Here is a 16,702-nt window from a genome sequence, read left to right as displayed (position 1 = left end):
AACCGTTGGTTCTCATATGTACCGCATGCAATGGACCGAACTTGTGGAGCTGCTGCTCCGCCGCCGCGTGGCCGCCTTTCGGGAGAGCCGCCTCACCAGCGGCGCCTCAGTGCACGACTGGCGGCGAGCCCGCGCCGCCGCCGAGGCCGCGGTCCGGCACGCGGTACGACGCCGTGAACGCGTGGTCCTGGTCTCGGATGTGCTGCGACAGGCGGAGGAACAGTTCATGCTCCGTCTGTCGACCCACATGGCCTCGCTCGTCCTCAGGGAACGGATCGCCGCGCATCGCGGGCTGATGACCGACGCCACGGACCGCTGAGCGGCCCCCTCCGACCGGGGAGACGACCGCGGCCTGGCCCCCGAGAAACACGGGCCAGGCCGAGCCTGTGTTCCAGCGCCGGAGTCGCCCCTGCGCTCAGACCGTCACCTCTACGTACCGTTCTCCCCGGTCGTTCTCCACGGTCACGGACTTCACCTGGTCCATGGGCACGGCCGCGAAGCCGGAGAGGTCGAGGCCCTCGCCCTGCGCCGCCTGTTTCCGCTCTCCCGCCACCCAGCTGCCCGCGATCTCGCGCTCGCCCGACTTCGACAGGACGACCAGCCGGCACTTCTCACCGGGCTGGAGTCCACCGACCGTCGCATCGACCCGGACCCAACCCGTGGCCGGTGTCAGGCTCACCTTCATGGTCGCCCGCGTCGCCGAGTCCGTCGCGGAACCTGTCCATGCCCCGTCCACGCCCTCGGCGGACCGGGACGCGAGCGTGTCGGGTGCGGTGTGCGCCCGGCCCGCCACATACCCGCCGCCGAGGAGCACCCCGGCCAGCGCCGCGGCGGCGAGGCCGACCACGACGCCCCTGCGCCGCCGACGCACAGCCTCCTCCTCCCGCGCCTGCCGCAGCGTGCGCCCGAGGAGCAGTTCACCGTCCTCCGGCGGCCCCTCGAGGAAGAACTCGGGTGGCACCTCACCGAGTTCGGCCTCAAGTGCCCTCAGATCAGCCAGCTCCACTTGGCATACCTCGCACGCCTCGATCTGTTCCTCAAGCCTGGATCGCTCGTCGGCGTCGAGGAGGCCCAGCGCGTGGGCGCCGAGGAGTCCGTCATGGGAGTGCTCCTGCGTGGTCACACTGCCACCTTTCGAAGCTGAACGTCACTGCCGGGCTTACCCACATACACCTTGCGAAGGGCCTTCAGAGCGTGATGGGCACGGGACTTGACGGTGCCCTCCGGGATACCGAGCCGTACGGCGGCCTCAGCGGCGCTGCGCCCGTGATAGTAGACCTCCATCAACACGTTTCTCTGGTCGGGCTTGAGTTGGGCGAGAGCCTCCATCAGGACGACCGACTCGACGACGTTCTCCGCGTGGTCCTGCTGGACCGGCACCGTCGCCTCGCTCTCCCCCACCTCCGTCGGACGGGCGGCCTTGGCCCGATAGCGGTCCGCCACGAGGTTGCGCGTCACCGTGATCAGCCAGCCCCGCAGCGAACCCTGGGGATCGGACACCACCTCCGGGTGACGCCACGCCCGGATCAGCGTCTCCTGGACCACGTCCTCCGCGATCAGTCGATCACCCGTCAGGCGTGTCGCGTACGCCAACAGGGCTTTGCCGTGCTCGGCGTAGAGAGTCCTGATGACCGCTTCGTGACTTGTGGCTTTTGTGGCACGCGGCCGCAGAATCGCCATTCACTGTCTCCCATGTGTCCCCGCTGTTTTGATAGACACATCGAGCAGTCCGCCCCCCGGGTTCAACGGATGTCCGTGACCTGGATCACTCGCCAACTCACTTACCTGGAAAGCCAGTTGACTTTCGCCAGGGACCCGGAGGACACCCGCGGCCGTCGTCGGTGCCGCAGGCCGACAACCCGGAGCCGGTAACAGCGCCGTGGCCCGGTCCGTCGGTGGAGAGCGGAGTCGGGCCACGGCCTTCCCGTCCGGGCACGGGGCCGGGGCGGGGCCGGATGCCGAGAGGCGCGCGCCCACCGTCCGTTGCGGGGGTCCGGCCAGTGGTTCGCCTCGGGGAACCCGGCATCCATGCGCTACTACGGCGACCAGGGCGACGACGGTTCGATTCCTGCCGGAGCTGGCCAAAATGCCATCGCCTGGCCGAATCCCGATCACCGTCGCCCACCCAGCTCCGACCTCCCCCGAAAAGGAGTGAACTCACTTTCCGCACCGCGCCGTAGGTGTCGGTACAAGGCAGCCGATCTTGACGGAGCGCATGGTGAACAACACGTATCCCCGATCCAGGCCCCAGGCGGAGCGCGGGCTTCCCGCGTCACGCCGGCGCTTCCTCGCGGTCCTCGGGACCGCCACCGCCGGGCTGCCGCTGCTCGGCGCGTGCGGTGCGGCCGCGGGCGGCCCGGCGGCGGCCTCCGACCGCCGGGGCTCGACGGATGGCGCGCCGCCCCGGGTCCGGGTGTCGCAGGAGGCCTCTCCCGGGCGCGAGGTGAAGCGGACCTCCTTCCCGATCACCGCGGTCGGTCTCACCTGGACCGGCTCCCCGCACGGGGTGCGGCTGCGGCTGATCGACCGGAGCGGCAAGCCGGGCGACTGGCAGGACGTCACCGCCGGATGCCCTTGCGGCAAGGACGCCGAGGCCCTGCGCACGAAGTCGACCACTCCGCCGAACCGGGCACTCGTACCCGCTCATGGCAGCTACGGCTACCAACTCGACGTCGACTCCGGGGTCAAGGTCGTCGAAGCGATCGCCATCGACGCCGGACACCTCGGGCGAAAGCAGCGCCCCGCCCCGTCGGGCCCACCGGCGAAGAGCGCCCCGGCGACGACACCCGGTACCTCCGGGTCCGCCGCCGTCGCCTTCCCGCCGCCCGGTCTGGTGCTCCGCGCGGACTGGGGCGCCGACGAGGCGAAGCGTCTGACCGCGGACGGGCGTGAGTCGTCACCCACCCGCTTCACCCGGGTACAGGCGATCACGGTCCATCACACCGCCACGCCCGTGGACGACCCCGATCCCGCCGCCACCGTACGCGCGATCTACGAGCAGCACGCCGTCTCCAACGACTGGGGCGACATCGGCTACAACTTTCTGATCGATCGTCAGGGCGCGATCTACGAGGGCCGGTACAGCGGTACGGACGGGATACCCGCGCACAACGCGGACGACGAGGTCGTCACCGCGTTCCACACCTTCGGCTTCAACCCCGGGAACATCGGCATCGCCCTGCTGGGGGACTTCGGCAAGCAGAAGCCGTCGTCCCGGATGTGTGACTCCCTGGTCCGGCTGACGGCGTCCCTCGCCGCGCGCCACAAGCTGGATCCGCTGGCCGGTATCACCTACCTCAGTCCCACGAGCGGCAAGTCCACCGACGGCCCCGCCCTCGGTGGCCACCAGGACTGGACATCCACCGAATGCCCCGGCTCGGCCGCGTATCTGGGTCTCCCGGACGTGCGTGAACGGGCGGCTCAGCTCACCCGCTGACCGCACCCGTCTGCGCGCTCCCGTACCCGTGCCGTACGGCCCGGACGAACCGGGGACACGACCCGATCAGCGCCGGATCCGCCGCCCGCGCGCGGCGTGACGCGACCGCCGGACCCCGCCGAGCCCCACCGCCCGCGCACGCGCCGGCCACCCCGGCGCCGTCGCCTCGGCGCCGCCGCCCCCGCCGTGCGCCACCGGCGCCACCCGGCAGACGGCCGTCCCCCACTCTCTCGCCAGCCCCTCCCGGACCGGCACCCCTCGCTTCGCCCATCCCCTCCCCCCTCCCACCCTGCCCGCGGGTCGCGTCACGCGCCGCGTGCCGCACGGGCGCGGTCCGGTGGGGAGCGCCGTCGTGCGCCGAGGCGCCGCCTGTTCCGGGGACACCCCCAGGAGTGCTCATGAGTTGGACGTTCATGGGGTCCGACGGACCGGTTCGGCCGGACACCGAGGAGTGCCGTGCCGACCACCGCACCCAGGTCCTCGCCCTGCACGCCTATGTGAGCCGCCTGTTGCGGGGCGATCCGGTCCGGGCCGAGGACATCGTGCAGGAGACGCTGCTGCGCTGCTGGCGCACCTACGGCAGCATCGGGGACAGCGTGCTGCGGCCCTGGATGTTCCGGGTGGCGCGCAATCTCGTCATCGACAACTACCGCAGCGTGAAGACCCGCCCCCAGGAGGTCGACGGGGAGGGATGGCAGGAGTACGACGCGGCCGAGGGCGAAGGGGGCCTCGAAGAGCGCGTGTTGACGGCGATGGTGATACGCGAGGGCCTGGCCACCCTGTCCCCGGCCCACCGGCAGGCCCTGTTCGAGGTGTACTACCGTGGCCGCACCCTGGAGGAGGCCGCCGACGTTCTCGGCATCCCGAAGGGCACCCTCAAGTCCCGTTTGCACTATGGCCTTTCGGCCCTGCAGAGGTCCCTCACACACCTGCACGCCGACGGGCCCGCCGAGTCATCGGCGGACGGCCGCCGGTGACACGGCGCAGCAGCGCCTCGGCGGGGCCGTGGCGGACGTGCGCCAGAGGGCGCGCGCTGAGGGCGAGTTGGGCCGCCCAGAGGGCCACGCATCCGCCGGCCAGCGCGGCCGGTCCGGCAGTGCCGTACCGGGCGAGGCCGTAGCCGGTGAAGACGAAGGCCAGGACGCCGGACTGGAGGAGGTAGTGCGACAGGGACATACGGCCGGCCGGCGCCAGCGCTGCGGCGATCCCCGGGCCGGACCTGCCGCGTAGCAGCGACAGCAGCACGGTCGCGTAGGCGGCGCTGAGCACGGGCGCCGTGAGGATGTCCACCGCCTGGCCGAGGTAGTAGTAGCGCGCGTCGAAGGGACCGTAGCTGCACATCGCCGTCAGGATGCCGCCCGGCAGGCCGATCAGCAGGCCGGCGGCGAGCAGGCGCCCGCGTGCGCGGGACGCGGACGGGAGACGCGCAGGGTCCAGCCACCCTCGCCGGCCCGCGGCGAGGCCGGTCAGCATGGCGGCGAGGAGATGCGGGCCGTAGAGGAGCGCGCCGGTGAAGGCCTGCCGGCAGGCGGCGAGGTTGGCGTGCACGACCGTGCGGGGGCCGCCCCGGTACCACGCGCTCTGCCGCGCCTCCAGGGCCCGGTCGGAGACCTGCCCGGCGTCCTCCGTGCCCAGCGCCAGTACGCCGACGACGAGGAAGACCGCGGTGAGGAGGACGACCAGGGCCCCGGCCGTCCACAGCACGGCCCGTGTGTCCAGCCCTCGCAACGCGTAGAGGAGCAGACCGAGAACGGCGTAGGTCATGAGGATGTCGCCGGGGTAGAGCACAACCGCGTGGGCGAGACCCATCAGGAACAGTCCCAGGAGGCGGCGGGCGTGGCGGCGGGCGAAGGGCACTTCGTCGCGTGCCGCCGCTGCCTCCTGGAAGACGAAGCTGTAGCCGAACAGGAACGCGAAGAGCAGATAGAACTTGGTCGTGAACAAGGCCGTGACCAGCCAGGCGGCCGTCCGGTCCCACGGTGCCGCGGCCTGGCCCGCCGCCAGGGTCCACGCTCCCGCGAGCACCGGGGCGTTGACCACGCAGATGCCGAGCAGGGCGAAACCCCGCAGCGCGTCGATCTGCGGAAGCCGGGGCACCCGCGCGGGCGGACCTCCCCGGCCGGGGGGCATGGTCGTGCTTCCTCGGGTCCGGGGAGGGAGGTACCGGTCACCCGGTGGGCGGCGGACGCCGTCGGGGTTCCTCGATGACGGGAGGCCCGTTCGCCTCCGTGTGCTCCTCACGGCAACCACCTACGGCTGCGGCCCCTCGCCCGGTTCACTTGTCGACGCCGTCAACCCGGCCGCGTGGCGGCGTAGTGCGAGAAGGTGAAAGCGGAGGCGTTTTGAGCAGACTGCGTGAAAAAGTCGGCCTACCTGCGGGCAATTCAACGGGCAGTTCAACGGGCAAGCAAATCCGATATTTCGCAGAAAGCGCCATCGCCCGCCAGAGTTCCGATCCATTCAGACATCAGCACGAAAGCAAACAGAATGGAACGCCCTTAAGTCCACACGTTTCATCGACTGACCGTAGCGGCCGCCATCACCGTCACCGTCCCCCTTTCTGGCGCGAACGCGTCAACGGCACAGGCTGTCGTCCTCTCGACGAACGGCTGCATCATGAGGGGCCTCGGCGAGGGCTGACCGACCCCGTCGGACGACCGGCCGACAAGGAAGGCGGGCCCGCCGTCTGGGGCAGACCCGCTGTTCGGCTCTCTGACATCTTTGCTGTCCCCGCCTCCGAGGGACTCGGGCCGACGTGTCAACACCGCCTGTCGGCAGGCATGATGGGGCCGTCGGCACCCTGCCACAGGGCGACCAGCGCCGTGAGAGGCTGCGAGAGATGGAGAGCGCGTGTCACGCCAGGTACTGACGGTCCGCCCCGACGGATCCGGCGGCTTCCGCACGATCGGTGAAGCGCTCGCGGGGGCGCGCAGCGGTGCGGTGATCAGCGTGGGGCCCGGGACCTACGAGGAGAGCCTCGTCGTAGGCACCCGGGTGACCATCGTCGCCGAACAGTCGCGGGGGACGGTGGAGATACGCCCCCGGCGCGGCAGCGTGGTCAGCCTGCGCGCCGACGCGGTGATGCTCACCGACCTGGTGCTGCGCGGCCGGGACGAGGACCTGCCCGTCGTGGACGCGGTCCGCGGCCAGGCGGCGATGGAAGGCTGCGACGTGACCGGCTCCGCCTGGACGGCCGTCCTCGCCCGGGAGACCGGTTCGCTGGCCATGCGCGACTGCCGGATCAGCAACGGCTCGGGGGCCGGGGTGGTCGTCACCTCGGCCGTGGAGAGCTCGCTCGAGTCCTGCACCGTGGAGCACCTGGGCACGTCCGGCGTGGTCATCGGCGAACGCGGCCGGGTCACGGTGCGCGGCTGCACCGTGCGCGACGCGCGGGCCAACGGGATCCTGGCCAACGGCGACGCCCAGGGGTCCGTGGAGGACTGCGACATCTCCTCCACCGACCAGCCGGCCGTGGCGCTCGAGGGCCGCTGCACCACCCGCGTGCTGCGCACGGTCGTCCACGACGTGGCGATCGGGGTGCTGGTGAGCAGTGCCTCCCGCACCGTGCTGGAGGACATCAGGGTCACCGCGACCACCGGTCCGGCCTTCGTCGTGTCGCAGGGCAGCGACCCGCTGCTGCGCCGCTGCCGCACGGCCCGCACGACGGGCAGCGGCCTGCTGGTCACCGACCGGGGGCGCGGCACCTACGAGGACTGCTGGCTGGACTCCTCCCAGGCGCCCGCGCTGCGGGTGGCCGGCTCCGGCTCGCCGTCGCTGGCCTCGCTGACGGTGCGGGACTGCGCCGCCCCGGCCGCCCTGCTGCTGGAGGAGGAGTCCACCGCCGAGCTCGACCGGGTGGAGGTGATCGACGCCGCGGGCGCCGGGATCCGGATCGCGACCGGCGCCAACCCGATGATCCGCCGCGCCCGGATCAGCGGCGCGGGCGGCAACGGCGTCGAGGTCGTCAAGGACGGCCGTGGCCGGCTGGAGGACAGCGAGATCGCCCGGACCGGCGCGGCGGGCATCCAGGTGGAGAGCGCCGGCAACCTCTACGTCGGCGGCACCACCGTGCTCGCGCCGACCGCCGCGGGCCTGTCCGTGGGCACGGACGGGACCGTCACGGCCCGCGACTGCGAGATTCGCGAGGCCGGCGCCGACGGCGTGGTCGTCGAGGCGGACGGCGAGCTGACCGGCGCCCGGCTCCAGGTCGTGGGCGCCCCGGAGTGCGGCGCGGTGATCCGGCAGGGCGGGCGGGCCGCGCTCAACGGGTGCACTCTGGCCGGCAGCGGCAAGGACGGACTGCGGGTGGAGACCACCCTGCCGGTGTCCGTCGTCAACTGCACGGTCCGCGACAACGCGGGCAGCGGCCTGGTCCAGTCCCAGCCCGGCGACCGGCTGGCGGTCGAGGGCCTCACCTCCAGCGGCAACGGCCGTCGCGACGCCTGGGGATACGGCGACGCCGAGGGCACCGACCCGGCGGGCACCACGCCGGACGGCCCGGACGCGCCCGAGCAGATCGGTCCGCTCGCCGAGCTGGAGGCGCTGATCGGACTGTCGAACGTGAAGCAGCAGGTCCGCACCCTCGTCAACCTCACTCAACTCGCCCAGCGCCGGGCCCAGCTGGGCATGTCGGCACCGCCGATGAGCCGCCACCTGGTGTTCTCCGGCCCGCCCGGCACCGGCAAGACCACCGTCGCCCGCCTCTACGGCACCGTCCTGGCCCAGCTGGGCGCGCTGCGCTCCGGGCACCTGGTCGAGGTCTCGCGCGCCGATCTCGTCGCGCAGGTCATCGGCGGCACCGCCATCAAGACCACCGAGACCTTCAACAGGGCGCTGGGCGGGGTGCTGTTCATCGACGAGGCCTACACCCTGACCGCCGACGGCGGGCGTTCGGGACCCGACTTCGGACGGGAGGCCGTGGACACCCTGCTGAAGCTGATGGAGGACCACCGCGAGGACGTGGTGGTCGTCGCGGCCGGCTACTCGGGGGAGATGCAGTCCTTCCTCAACAGCAACCCCGGGCTGGCCTCCCGCTTCTCGCGGACCGTGGAGTTCGAGAACTACGCGGTGCACGAGCTGGTGGCCATCGTGGAGAGCATGTGCGCCCGGCACCAGTACGAGCTGGGCGAGGGCGCCGCCGCGGCGCTCGCCGTGCATTTCGAGCGCATGCCCAAGGACGCCGCGTTCGGCAACGGCCGCGCCGCCCGCCAGGTGTTCGAGGAGATGGTCGACCGGCAGGCCGTACGGCTGGCCACTCAGCCCGAGGTGAGCGAACGGGACCTGAGCCTGCTGCTCGCCGAGGACACCGGGGCGCAGGTCCCGGCCGGCCCGCACGGGGACGCGGACGAACCCGAGCGCGGCGACGCCCTGTCCCGGCTCGGCGCGATGGTGGGGCTGGCGGCCGTGAAGCGCGACGTCACCGATCTGGTCAACCTGCTGTCGACCGCCCGACGGCGGGAGGCCGCCGGGCTGCCGAGCCCCCGGGTCAGCCACCATCTGGTCTTCACCGGCCCGCCCGGCACCGGCAAGACCACCGTCGCCCGGCTCTACGGCGAACTGCTCGTCTCGCTCGGGGTGCTGCCGCAGGGCCAACTCGTCGAGGTGGCGCGGGCCGACCTGGTGGGCCGCTACGTCGGCCACACCGCGCAGTTGACCCGCGAGGTCTTCGAACGGGCCCGCGGCGGCGTGCTGTTCGTCGACGAGGCCTACACGCTCACGCCGGCGGGCGGCTCCTCCGGCTCCGACTTCGGCCAGGAGGCGGTCGACACCCTGCTGAAGCTGATGGAGGACCACCGCGACGAGGTGGTCGTCATCGTGGCCGGCTACACCCGGGAGATGGAGTCCTTCCTGGCGTCCAACTCGGGCCTGTCGTCGCGGTTCTCACGGCGCGTCGAGTTCGCCGACTACACCTCCGACGAGCTGGTCACCATCGTCCGGATGCACGCGGACGGTTCGGGCTACGAGTGCGGGCCCGGGGTCGGAGCGCTGCTGCGCGAGTACTTCGACTCCCTGCCGCGCGACCGCTTCTTCGGCAACGGGCGGCTGGCCCGGCAGGTGCTGGAGTCCATGATGACCCGGCAGGCGGGCCGGGTCAGCGCCATGGCCGCACCGGGCCTGGACGACCTGCGGCTCCTGCTGCCCGACGACGTGCCGGGGATGCGGACGCCGACCCCGGAGAGCTGACCGCAGAGTTGACCGGACGGCTGCGGGGAGGGCTGAGGGAGGGCCGCTCGCGGGCGACGGCTGCCCGTAGGATGCGGGACATGTCTCGCCGCTCTCGACTGGCTCATCTCCCTTGCACGACACGGATGTTGACCGCCCCCCTGTGCCTGGGAGCCCTGCTTGCGCTGGTGAGCGGGCCGGAGACCGCCGCCGCGGACGGCGCCCCGGTACGGCTGCCCGTGATGCCCGCACGACTGGACGCGGACGCCGCCTGCACCGGGGCCTCCGCCCAGCGGGCCACCACCGTGCCCTGGGAGCAGGGGAGCCTCCAGCTGACGGGCACCTGGCCGTTCTCGGACGGCTCCGGGGTGACGGTGGCGGTGGTGGACACCGGGGTGTCCACCACGGCGCCCGCCCTGTCCGGCCGGGTCACCGCGGTGGGATCGGCGGGCCAGGACTGCGTGGGGCACGGGACGTTCGTCGCGGGGCTGGTCGCGGCGGCCACGGTCGACGGCGTGCGGTTCGCGGGGGTCGCCCGGCGGGCGAGGATCCTCGCGGTGCGCGGCACGGACGAACGGGGCGCGGCCACGGCGCAGAGCGTCGCGTCGGGGATCGCCGAGGCGACGGCGGCCGGCGCCGACGTGATCACCGTCTCGTCGGCTCTGGCACAGGGGTCGACCGGGCTGACGAAGGCCGTCGAGGCGGCCCTGGCGAAGGACGTGCTGGTGGTGGCGGCGGCCGTGCCCGACCCTGCGACCGGGTCCTCCGCCCAGGACGAGGAGCCGACCCCGCAGGCGTACTGGCCCGCCGCGCAGTCCGGTGTGCTGTCGGTGCTGGACGTGGACGCGCAGGGACAGCGTCCGGACGACGCCCTGCTGCCGCGCGCCGCCGACCTGGCGGCCCCCGGCGACGGGGTGGTCGGGATCGGCCCGCGCGGCAGCGGGCACTTCATCGGCTCGGGAGCCTCCTTCGCCGCCGCGTACGCGGCCGGGGCCGCGGCCCTGGTGCGCTCCTCCCACCCGGACCTGACGGCCGCGCAGACGGCCGCCCGCCTCACCGCGAGCGCCTACCCGGACGACGTCCCCCGGCTCGACCCGTTCGCGGCCGTGACCGGGGTGGTCCCGGAGCCGCCCGTCCGGGCTGCGGCCCCCGCGCCGGAGGCCCCGGTGCAGCTGCCCGGCGACGACGCGGCCCGGCCGATCCGGCGGGCCGGGGTGTTCGCGGCGGCGGGCGCGGCCCTGGTCCTCCTGGTGATCTGGGCCGCCCTGGCCCTCCCCCGAGCCCGCACCCGCAACTGGCGGCCGGCCGGCGCTCCGGCCGCCGAGGAAGGCGGCGGCGCCCGGAGTTGAGGGGCGGAGCCGACGCCCGGACGCCCGGAGCCGAGGACGGACGACGCCCGGCCTCCCGGGCGCCCTCCGTCAGGTGTTCCCGCCCTCCCCTTCCCCTTCCCCGGCGGGCTCCGCCGGCTGCGCCAGCGCCGTCTGGATCAGGTTCGCCTTGCGCCGGGCGATGTACTGCGCACGGCCCGCCGGCAGGTTGCGCGGTTTGATGTTGCCGAAGACATAACCCTCCGACGGCGGGCAGGACAGCAGCACCCCCGGGGTGTTGACCTCGTCGAGACGGCGCAGCAACTGGTCGTTGAGGCCGCGGCCGGCGCCGGTGGCGGAGCGGACCGCGACGACGTGCAGTCCCAGCTCGTGCCCCAGGGCCAGGTGGTCGAAGAGCGGGGCGAAGGGGTGGTCGAAGTTGTTGCTGCCGACCACCATGTCGTAGTCGTCGACCAGCACGAACAGCCGGGGCCCCTGCCACCAGTCGGCGAGACGCATCCGGGCGGGGGTGATGTCCGGCCCCGGCAGCCGGGTCTTGAGCGCGCGCGCCGAGCCGGCGACGAGTTCCTTGAGGGCGTCGACGGAGACGGCGTGGCCGAGCTGGTACTCCGGCGGGACGGCGTCCACGAGCTCGCGCCGGTAGTCGACGACCAGGACGCGCGCCTCGCTGGGAGCGTAGCGGGCGGTGACGGCCTGCGCCACGAGCCGCAGCAGGTTGGTCTTGCCGCTCTCGGTGTCGCCGACCGCCACCAGGTGCGGGGTACGGCTGAAGTCGTGCCACACCGTGGAGAGCTTCTCCTCGTCCTGGCCCAACGGCAGCCGCAGCCCGTCGCCCAGCTCGGGGGCGGGCAGCGTCGAGGCCGGCAGCCGGTGCGGCAGCATCCGGACGGCGGGCGCGGGCTCGCCCGACCAGTGCGCGGCGGTCCTCTCCACCAGGGCGGCGACGCCGTCGACGAGGTCCTCCGTGGTGCTGACGCCGTCGAGCCGGGGCAGCGCGGTCAGGAAGTGGAGTTTGCCGTCGACCGTGAGGCCGCGTCCCGGCAGCCGGGGCACGACGGCGGCCTTGCGCACGTCCACCACGGAGTCCATGGGGTCGCCGAGCCGTAGCTCCAGCCGGGTCGCGCTCTGGTCGCGGACCTGCGCGCTCAGTTCCACCCAGCGGGTGGTGGTGACGACCAGGTGGATGCCGTAGTTGAGACCGCCGGTGGCGAGCTGGTTGAAGGTGGGCAGCAGATGGTCGAAGTTCTGCTTGACCTGTGCCCAGCCGTCCACCACCAGGAAGACGTCCCCGTGCGTCTCGTCGGCGAACTCCCCGGCCGCGCGCCGCCGCCGGTAGCCGGCCATGGAGTCGATCCCGTGGTCGAGGAAGAACTGCTCGCGGTGGTTGAGGACGGCGGTGACCTCGGCCACCGTGCGGCTGATCCGCTCGCTGTCGAGCCGGGAGGCGACCCCGCCGACGTGCGGCAGCCCGGCGAGCGAGGAGAGGGTGCCGCCGCCGAAGTCGAGGCAGTAGAACTGCACTTCGGCCGGGGTGTGGGTGAGGGCCAGGGAGGCGAGGAGAGCGCGCAGCACGGTGGACTTGCCGCTCTGCGAGCCGCCGGCGATCGCGACATGGCCGCCGCCCGCGGACAGGTCCAGCACCAGCGGCTCGCGTCGCTGGTCGAAGGGCTTGTCGACCAGGCCGACGGGGACCCGCAGCCGGCCGGCGCCGGGCCAGCGGGTGGCGCTCAGGCCACGGTCGGCGGTGGGTTCGAGGCCGGGGAGCAGGGCGTCCAGGGTGGGCGGCTCGTCGAGCGGCGGCAGCCAGACCTGGTGGGCTTCGGGGCCGGAGTCGCGCAGCCGGTCGACGGCCACGGCCAGCAGGCTCTCGGCGGACTCCGTCTCCTCCTCGGGCTGGGGGGCGGGGGCGGCGGAGGTCCGCGGGACCACCCAGCCGGCCGTCCAGGGCACGACCTGGCTGGCGACCCTGGCCTGCACGGCCGCGCCGCGGCGGCGCCGGTAGGGCCCCGAGACGTAGGCGGCGCGGAACCGGGTCAGCGCCTCCACCCCGCTCTTGAGATAGCCGGCGCCGGGCTGCGAGGGCAGCTGGTAGGCGTCGGGGACGCCGAGCACTCCGCGGCTCTCCATGGCCGAGAAGGTGCGCAGGCCGATCCGGTAGGACAGGTGGCTCTCCAGCTGGTGCATGCGCCCTTCGTCCAGGCGCTGGGAGGCGAGCAGCAGATGCACGCCCAGCGACCGGCCGAGGCGGCCGATCATCACGAAGAGGTCCATGAACTCCCGGTGTGCGGCAAGGAGTTCGCTGAACTCGTCGACGACGACGAAGAGGCTGGGCAGCGGCGCCAGCGGGGTGCCGGAGGTGCGGGCCTTCTCGTACTCCAGGGCGGAGGTGTAGTTGCCGGCCGCCCGCAGCAGCTCCTGGCGTCGCATGAGTTCGCCGTGCAGGGCGTCCTGCATGCGTTCCACCAGGGCGACTTCGTCCGCGAGGTTGGTGATGACGGCGGAGGTGTGCGGGAGTTCGTCCAGGCCGAGGAAGGTCGCGCCGCCCTTGAAGTCGACCAGGATGAAGTTCAGCGTCTCGGAGGAGTTGGTGAGGGCCAGTCCGAGGACCAGGGTGCGCAGCAGCTCGCTCTTGCCGGAGCCGGTGGCGCCGATGAGCATGCCGTGCGGGCCCATGCCGCCCTGCGCGGACTCCTTGATGTCGAGTTCCACGGGTGTGCCGTCGGCGCCGACCGCCACGGGGACCCGTAGCCGGGCGGCCCCCGTGTGGCGCTTCCAGAGGGTGTCGGGAGTGTGCCGGTAGAGGTCGGGGATGCCGAGCAGGGTGGTCAGCTGCACGTCGGCGCTGAGGGGTTCGGCGACGTCCACGGCCAGGCTCATGCGGTACGGGGCGAGCAGTCGGGCCAGCGCCTCGGCTGCGACGGGTCCGACCTGGTCGGGGCGGCCGAGGAGGGTGGTCTGCTCCTTGCGGCTGCGGTCGGTGCGCACCAGGCGGACCGCCGCCGGGGCCACGTCCAAGCGCAGGGTGGTGCGGCCGGGACGCCAGGCGAAGGCTCCGGAGAGGTCCAGCACGACGGTGTTGCGGAAGCCGGGGCCGTCCAGGCGGTGACCGGCGGGCACGGTGACTCCGTCGACCACGATCACGGTGTAGGGCTCGTCCCGGCCCGGCGCCGCGTCCGGGTCGAAGACCGGGCGCTCGGTGAACTCGGCGCCCAGCAGGTCCTCCAGGTCGTTGAAGGTGCCGGCCACCATGCGGGCGGCGCCGGCGCCGTCCTGCTCCTGCGGATGCAGGTTGTGGGGCAGCCACTTGACCCATTCCCAGTCCGCGCGCCGCTCGTCCGAGACGCACAGCGCGATCCACAGCTCCTCCGGCGGGTGGAACACCGCGAGCTGGCACAGCGCCGCGCGGACCATGGCGCGGGTGGCGGGCTCGTCACCGCGGGTCAGCACCCGCGACCAGGAACGCAGATAGAGCGCGATGGGCTGGCCGGGGACGGTGCTGTAGGCGCGGATGAAGCGGCGCAGGGCGTGCGCGCTGAGCGGCTCCAGGTCCTCGACGGGCTTGGTGGACAGCGAGTTGAGCCGCATCGCGAACTGCTGTTCGCCGACGGCTATCCGGACCTCGCCGAAGTCCTCGTCCTTGACCCGCCGTTCCCACAGCCGGGTGGTGCGGACCATCGCGCGCAGCGTCCGGGGGTGCGGATGCCGCCAGGCGAGGGCCAGTTGCTGTTCGACGACGGCCCGGTGGACCTGGCGTCTGATCTGGGTGAGATAGCGCAGATAGTCCCGGCGCTCGCCGCGCAGCCGCTGCTTGCGCTCTCCGGACTTGCGCATGACCTGACCGACCATCATGGCCGCGGAGGCCAGCACCATCATGCCCAGCGCTATGTAGGTGAAGGAGCTGTTGCCGCCGCCCGGCCTGATGAACATCATCATCATGGACACGGACATCATGGCCATCGGCAGGTACGTCCAGACCGCCGAGCTGTCCGGCACGGTCTCCGGGAGCGTCGGGGGTTCCTGCAGGCTCAGCTCGCCCTCGGGCATGTCGGGGCCTCGGCGACGGGCCGGCCTGCGAAAGAGAACCACACTCAACGCAACTGCTCCTTAGAGGGATCGGGGCTTCGCGCCGCACAACGGAGCGCTGATCCCCGGCGTTGTGACACGCCGTCGGTCTGGGGCCCATAATTCTGTTCGACTGCCCATCGGTAGTCTGCATGGCGACGACACATACGTCCAAGCAGCCACCGACCTAACTCCCGTTAGAGCCCTGCCAGTTCGGCGCCCGACCTCCGGCCTCGCCCGGCTCGACTCATGGAGACGTGAGACCCACGATGACCGACAGCTCCGTTGCGGGCCTGTGCCGCCTCACCGTCCGGGCCCCGGCCAGGACCATCGACCTGGCCGTGCCCTCGGACGTGCCCGTGGCCGATCTGCTGCCCACCGTCCTGCAGTACGCGGGCGAGGAGGTCGAGGAGAACGGTCTGGAGCACGACGGCTGGGTGCTGCAACGCCTCGGCGGGGCCGCGCTGGACGACGAGGCCACCCTGGCCGCGCTGGACCTCAAGGACGGCGAGGTCCTGTATCTGCGTCCGCAGACCGAGTCGCTGCCGGAGGTCCGGCTCGACGACCTGGTGGACGGCATGGCGACGGTGACCCGGGACCGGCTGCACAGCTGGGACGCGGCGGCCGGCCGGCGACTGCTGCTCGGCATGGCGGTGGCCGCCCTGACGCTGGCCCTGGCGGTGCTGGCGTGGCCCGGCGGTCCGGCCGGGCCGCGGATCGCCACCGCCGGCGTGGCGGGGCTGCTGCTGCTCGCCGGGGCCGCCTCCGCGAGCCGGGCGGTGGGCGACGCGGCGGCCGGCGCCGCGCTCGGGTTCATGGCCGGACCCTTCCTGGCGCTGGCCGGCTGGCTGCAGCCGGGCGGCGAGATCGCGGGCCCGCAGGCCCACCAGGTGCTGGGCGCCCGGCTGCTGGCCGCGGCGGCCGCCTGTGCGGGCGGAGCCGTGCTCGCCCTCGCCCTGACCGCCGTGCGCACACCGCTGTTCGTGGCCTCGGCGCTGGTGTCGCTGGCCGGGGTGGTGGCCGGCGTCCTGATGAGCCTGTTCGACCTGAGCGTGGACAGTGCGGCGGCCGCCGTGGCCTCGCTGGCCGTGCTGCTGGGCGGCTTCGTGCCCGCCCTGTCGTTCCGGCTGGCCGGGATGCGCATGCCGGCCCTGCCGACCAACCCGCAGCAGCTCCAGGAGGGCATCGAGCCCTACCAGGGCGAGGACGTGACGACCCGCACCGAGCTGGCGAGCGGCTGGATGACCGCCCTCTACGCCGCCTCGGGCATCCTGTGCGCGGGCTGCCTGGTCCCGCTGGCCCGCAACCCGGTGCTTCCGGAGGCGCTGACCGCCGCGGTGCTCGCCCTGCTCCTGCTGGTGCACGGCCGGGGCATGGTCAACGTGTGGCAGCGGCTGGCGCTGGTGCTGCCCGGCGCCTGGGGAGTGGCCCTGCTGGTGTTCGCCCTGACGTCCGACACCGCCGCGGCCGACCGGCCCGCGGTGGTGGCCGGGCTGCTGGCGTCGGCCACCGTACTGGCGGTCGCCTCCTGGACGGTGCCGGGCCGGCGGATGCTGCCCTACTGGGGCAGGGCGGCGGAGCTGCTGCAGTCGCTGCTGGCCATCGCCCTGCTGCCGCTGGCGCTGTGGGTGCTCGGCGTCTTCGCCGCGCTGCGCGCCCTCAACGGCTGACCCGGGCCACGGTAACGACGTGCACGACCACTTCGACGCGAACG

The 16,702-nt window shown here is 73.0% G+C and carries 10 protein-coding genes; 6 read left to right on the top strand and 4 right to left on the bottom strand.

Annotated features, from left to right (window positions below; translation table 11 throughout):
* Positions 1-25: 25 nt before the first annotated feature.
* Positions 26-319 (top strand): hypothetical protein, encoded by a 294-nt coding sequence (locus QQM72_RS13015; protein ID WP_314221002.1) that lies wholly within the window; start codon positions 26-28, stop codon positions 317-319.
* Positions 320-415: 96 nt separating this feature from the next.
* On the opposite strand, the gene QQM72_RS13010 is transcribed toward QQM72_RS13015, so the two are convergent.
* Positions 416-1,123, bottom strand: a complete 708-nt coding sequence (locus QQM72_RS13010; RefSeq protein ID WP_314221001.1) for an anti-sigma factor — start codon at positions 1,121-1,123, stop codon at positions 416-418.
* Positions 1,120-1,680, bottom strand: a complete 561-nt coding sequence (locus tag QQM72_RS13005; protein WP_314221000.1) for a sigma-70 family RNA polymerase sigma factor — start codon at positions 1,678-1,680, stop codon at positions 1,120-1,122. The genes QQM72_RS13010 and QQM72_RS13005 overlap by 4 nt, the downstream gene beginning before the upstream one ends.
* A gap of 535 nt (positions 1,681-2,215) precedes the next feature.
* On the opposite strand from QQM72_RS13005, the gene QQM72_RS13000 reads away from it, so the two are divergent.
* Both QQM72_RS13000 and QQM72_RS12995 read left to right on the top strand, forming a co-directional pair.
* Positions 2,216-3,436: a peptidoglycan recognition protein family protein gene (locus tag QQM72_RS13000; RefSeq protein WP_314220999.1), complete on the top strand. Its 1,221-nt coding sequence runs from the start codon at positions 2,216-2,218 to the stop codon at positions 3,434-3,436.
* 398 nt (positions 3,437-3,834) lie between these two features.
* Entirely contained in the window at positions 3,835-4,413 is a 579-nt protein-coding gene (locus QQM72_RS12995) for a sigma-70 family RNA polymerase sigma factor (protein ID WP_314220998.1), read from the top strand.
* On the opposite strand, the gene QQM72_RS12990 is transcribed toward QQM72_RS12995, so the two are convergent.
* A complete protein-coding gene (locus QQM72_RS12990; protein ID WP_314220997.1) occupies positions 4,358-5,566 on the bottom strand; it encodes a DUF418 domain-containing protein in 1,209 nt (402 codons plus the stop codon). The two genes, QQM72_RS12995 and QQM72_RS12990, sit on opposite strands and share 56 nt — an antisense overlap.
* A 720-nt stretch (positions 5,567-6,286) precedes the next feature.
* Between QQM72_RS12990 and QQM72_RS12985 the strand changes: the two genes are divergently transcribed.
* A complete protein-coding gene (locus tag QQM72_RS12985) occupies positions 6,287-9,619 on the top strand; it encodes a right-handed parallel beta-helix repeat-containing protein (protein ID WP_314220996.1) in 3,333 nt (1,110 codons plus the stop codon).
* 125 nt (positions 9,620-9,744) lie between these two features.
* Complete coding sequence (locus tag QQM72_RS12980; protein ID WP_314220995.1) at positions 9,745-10,947, top strand: S8 family serine peptidase; 1,203 nt, start codon at positions 9,745-9,747, stop codon at positions 10,945-10,947.
* A gap of 69 nt (positions 10,948-11,016) precedes the next feature.
* Here the strand turns inward: QQM72_RS12980 and eccCa are convergent, their stop codons facing one another.
* Positions 11,017-14,970, bottom strand: a complete 3,954-nt coding sequence (eccCa, locus tag QQM72_RS12975) for a type VII secretion protein EccCa (protein WP_314221093.1) — start codon at positions 14,968-14,970, stop codon at positions 11,017-11,019.
* A gap of 287 nt (positions 14,971-15,257) precedes the next feature.
* On the opposite strand from eccCa, the gene eccD reads away from it, so the two are divergent.
* Complete coding sequence (gene eccD / locus QQM72_RS12970) at positions 15,258-16,658, top strand: type VII secretion integral membrane protein EccD (protein WP_314220994.1); 1,401 nt, start codon at positions 15,258-15,260, stop codon at positions 16,656-16,658.
* Positions 16,659-16,702 lie beyond the last annotated feature (44 nt).

The sequence above is a fragment of the Streptomyces zaehneri genome (assembly GCF_032248645.1).
Lineage (GTDB): Bacteria > Actinomycetota > Actinomycetes > Streptomycetales > Streptomycetaceae > Streptomyces > Streptomyces coriariae.
This window is presented reverse-complemented; position numbering and strand designations above follow the sequence as displayed.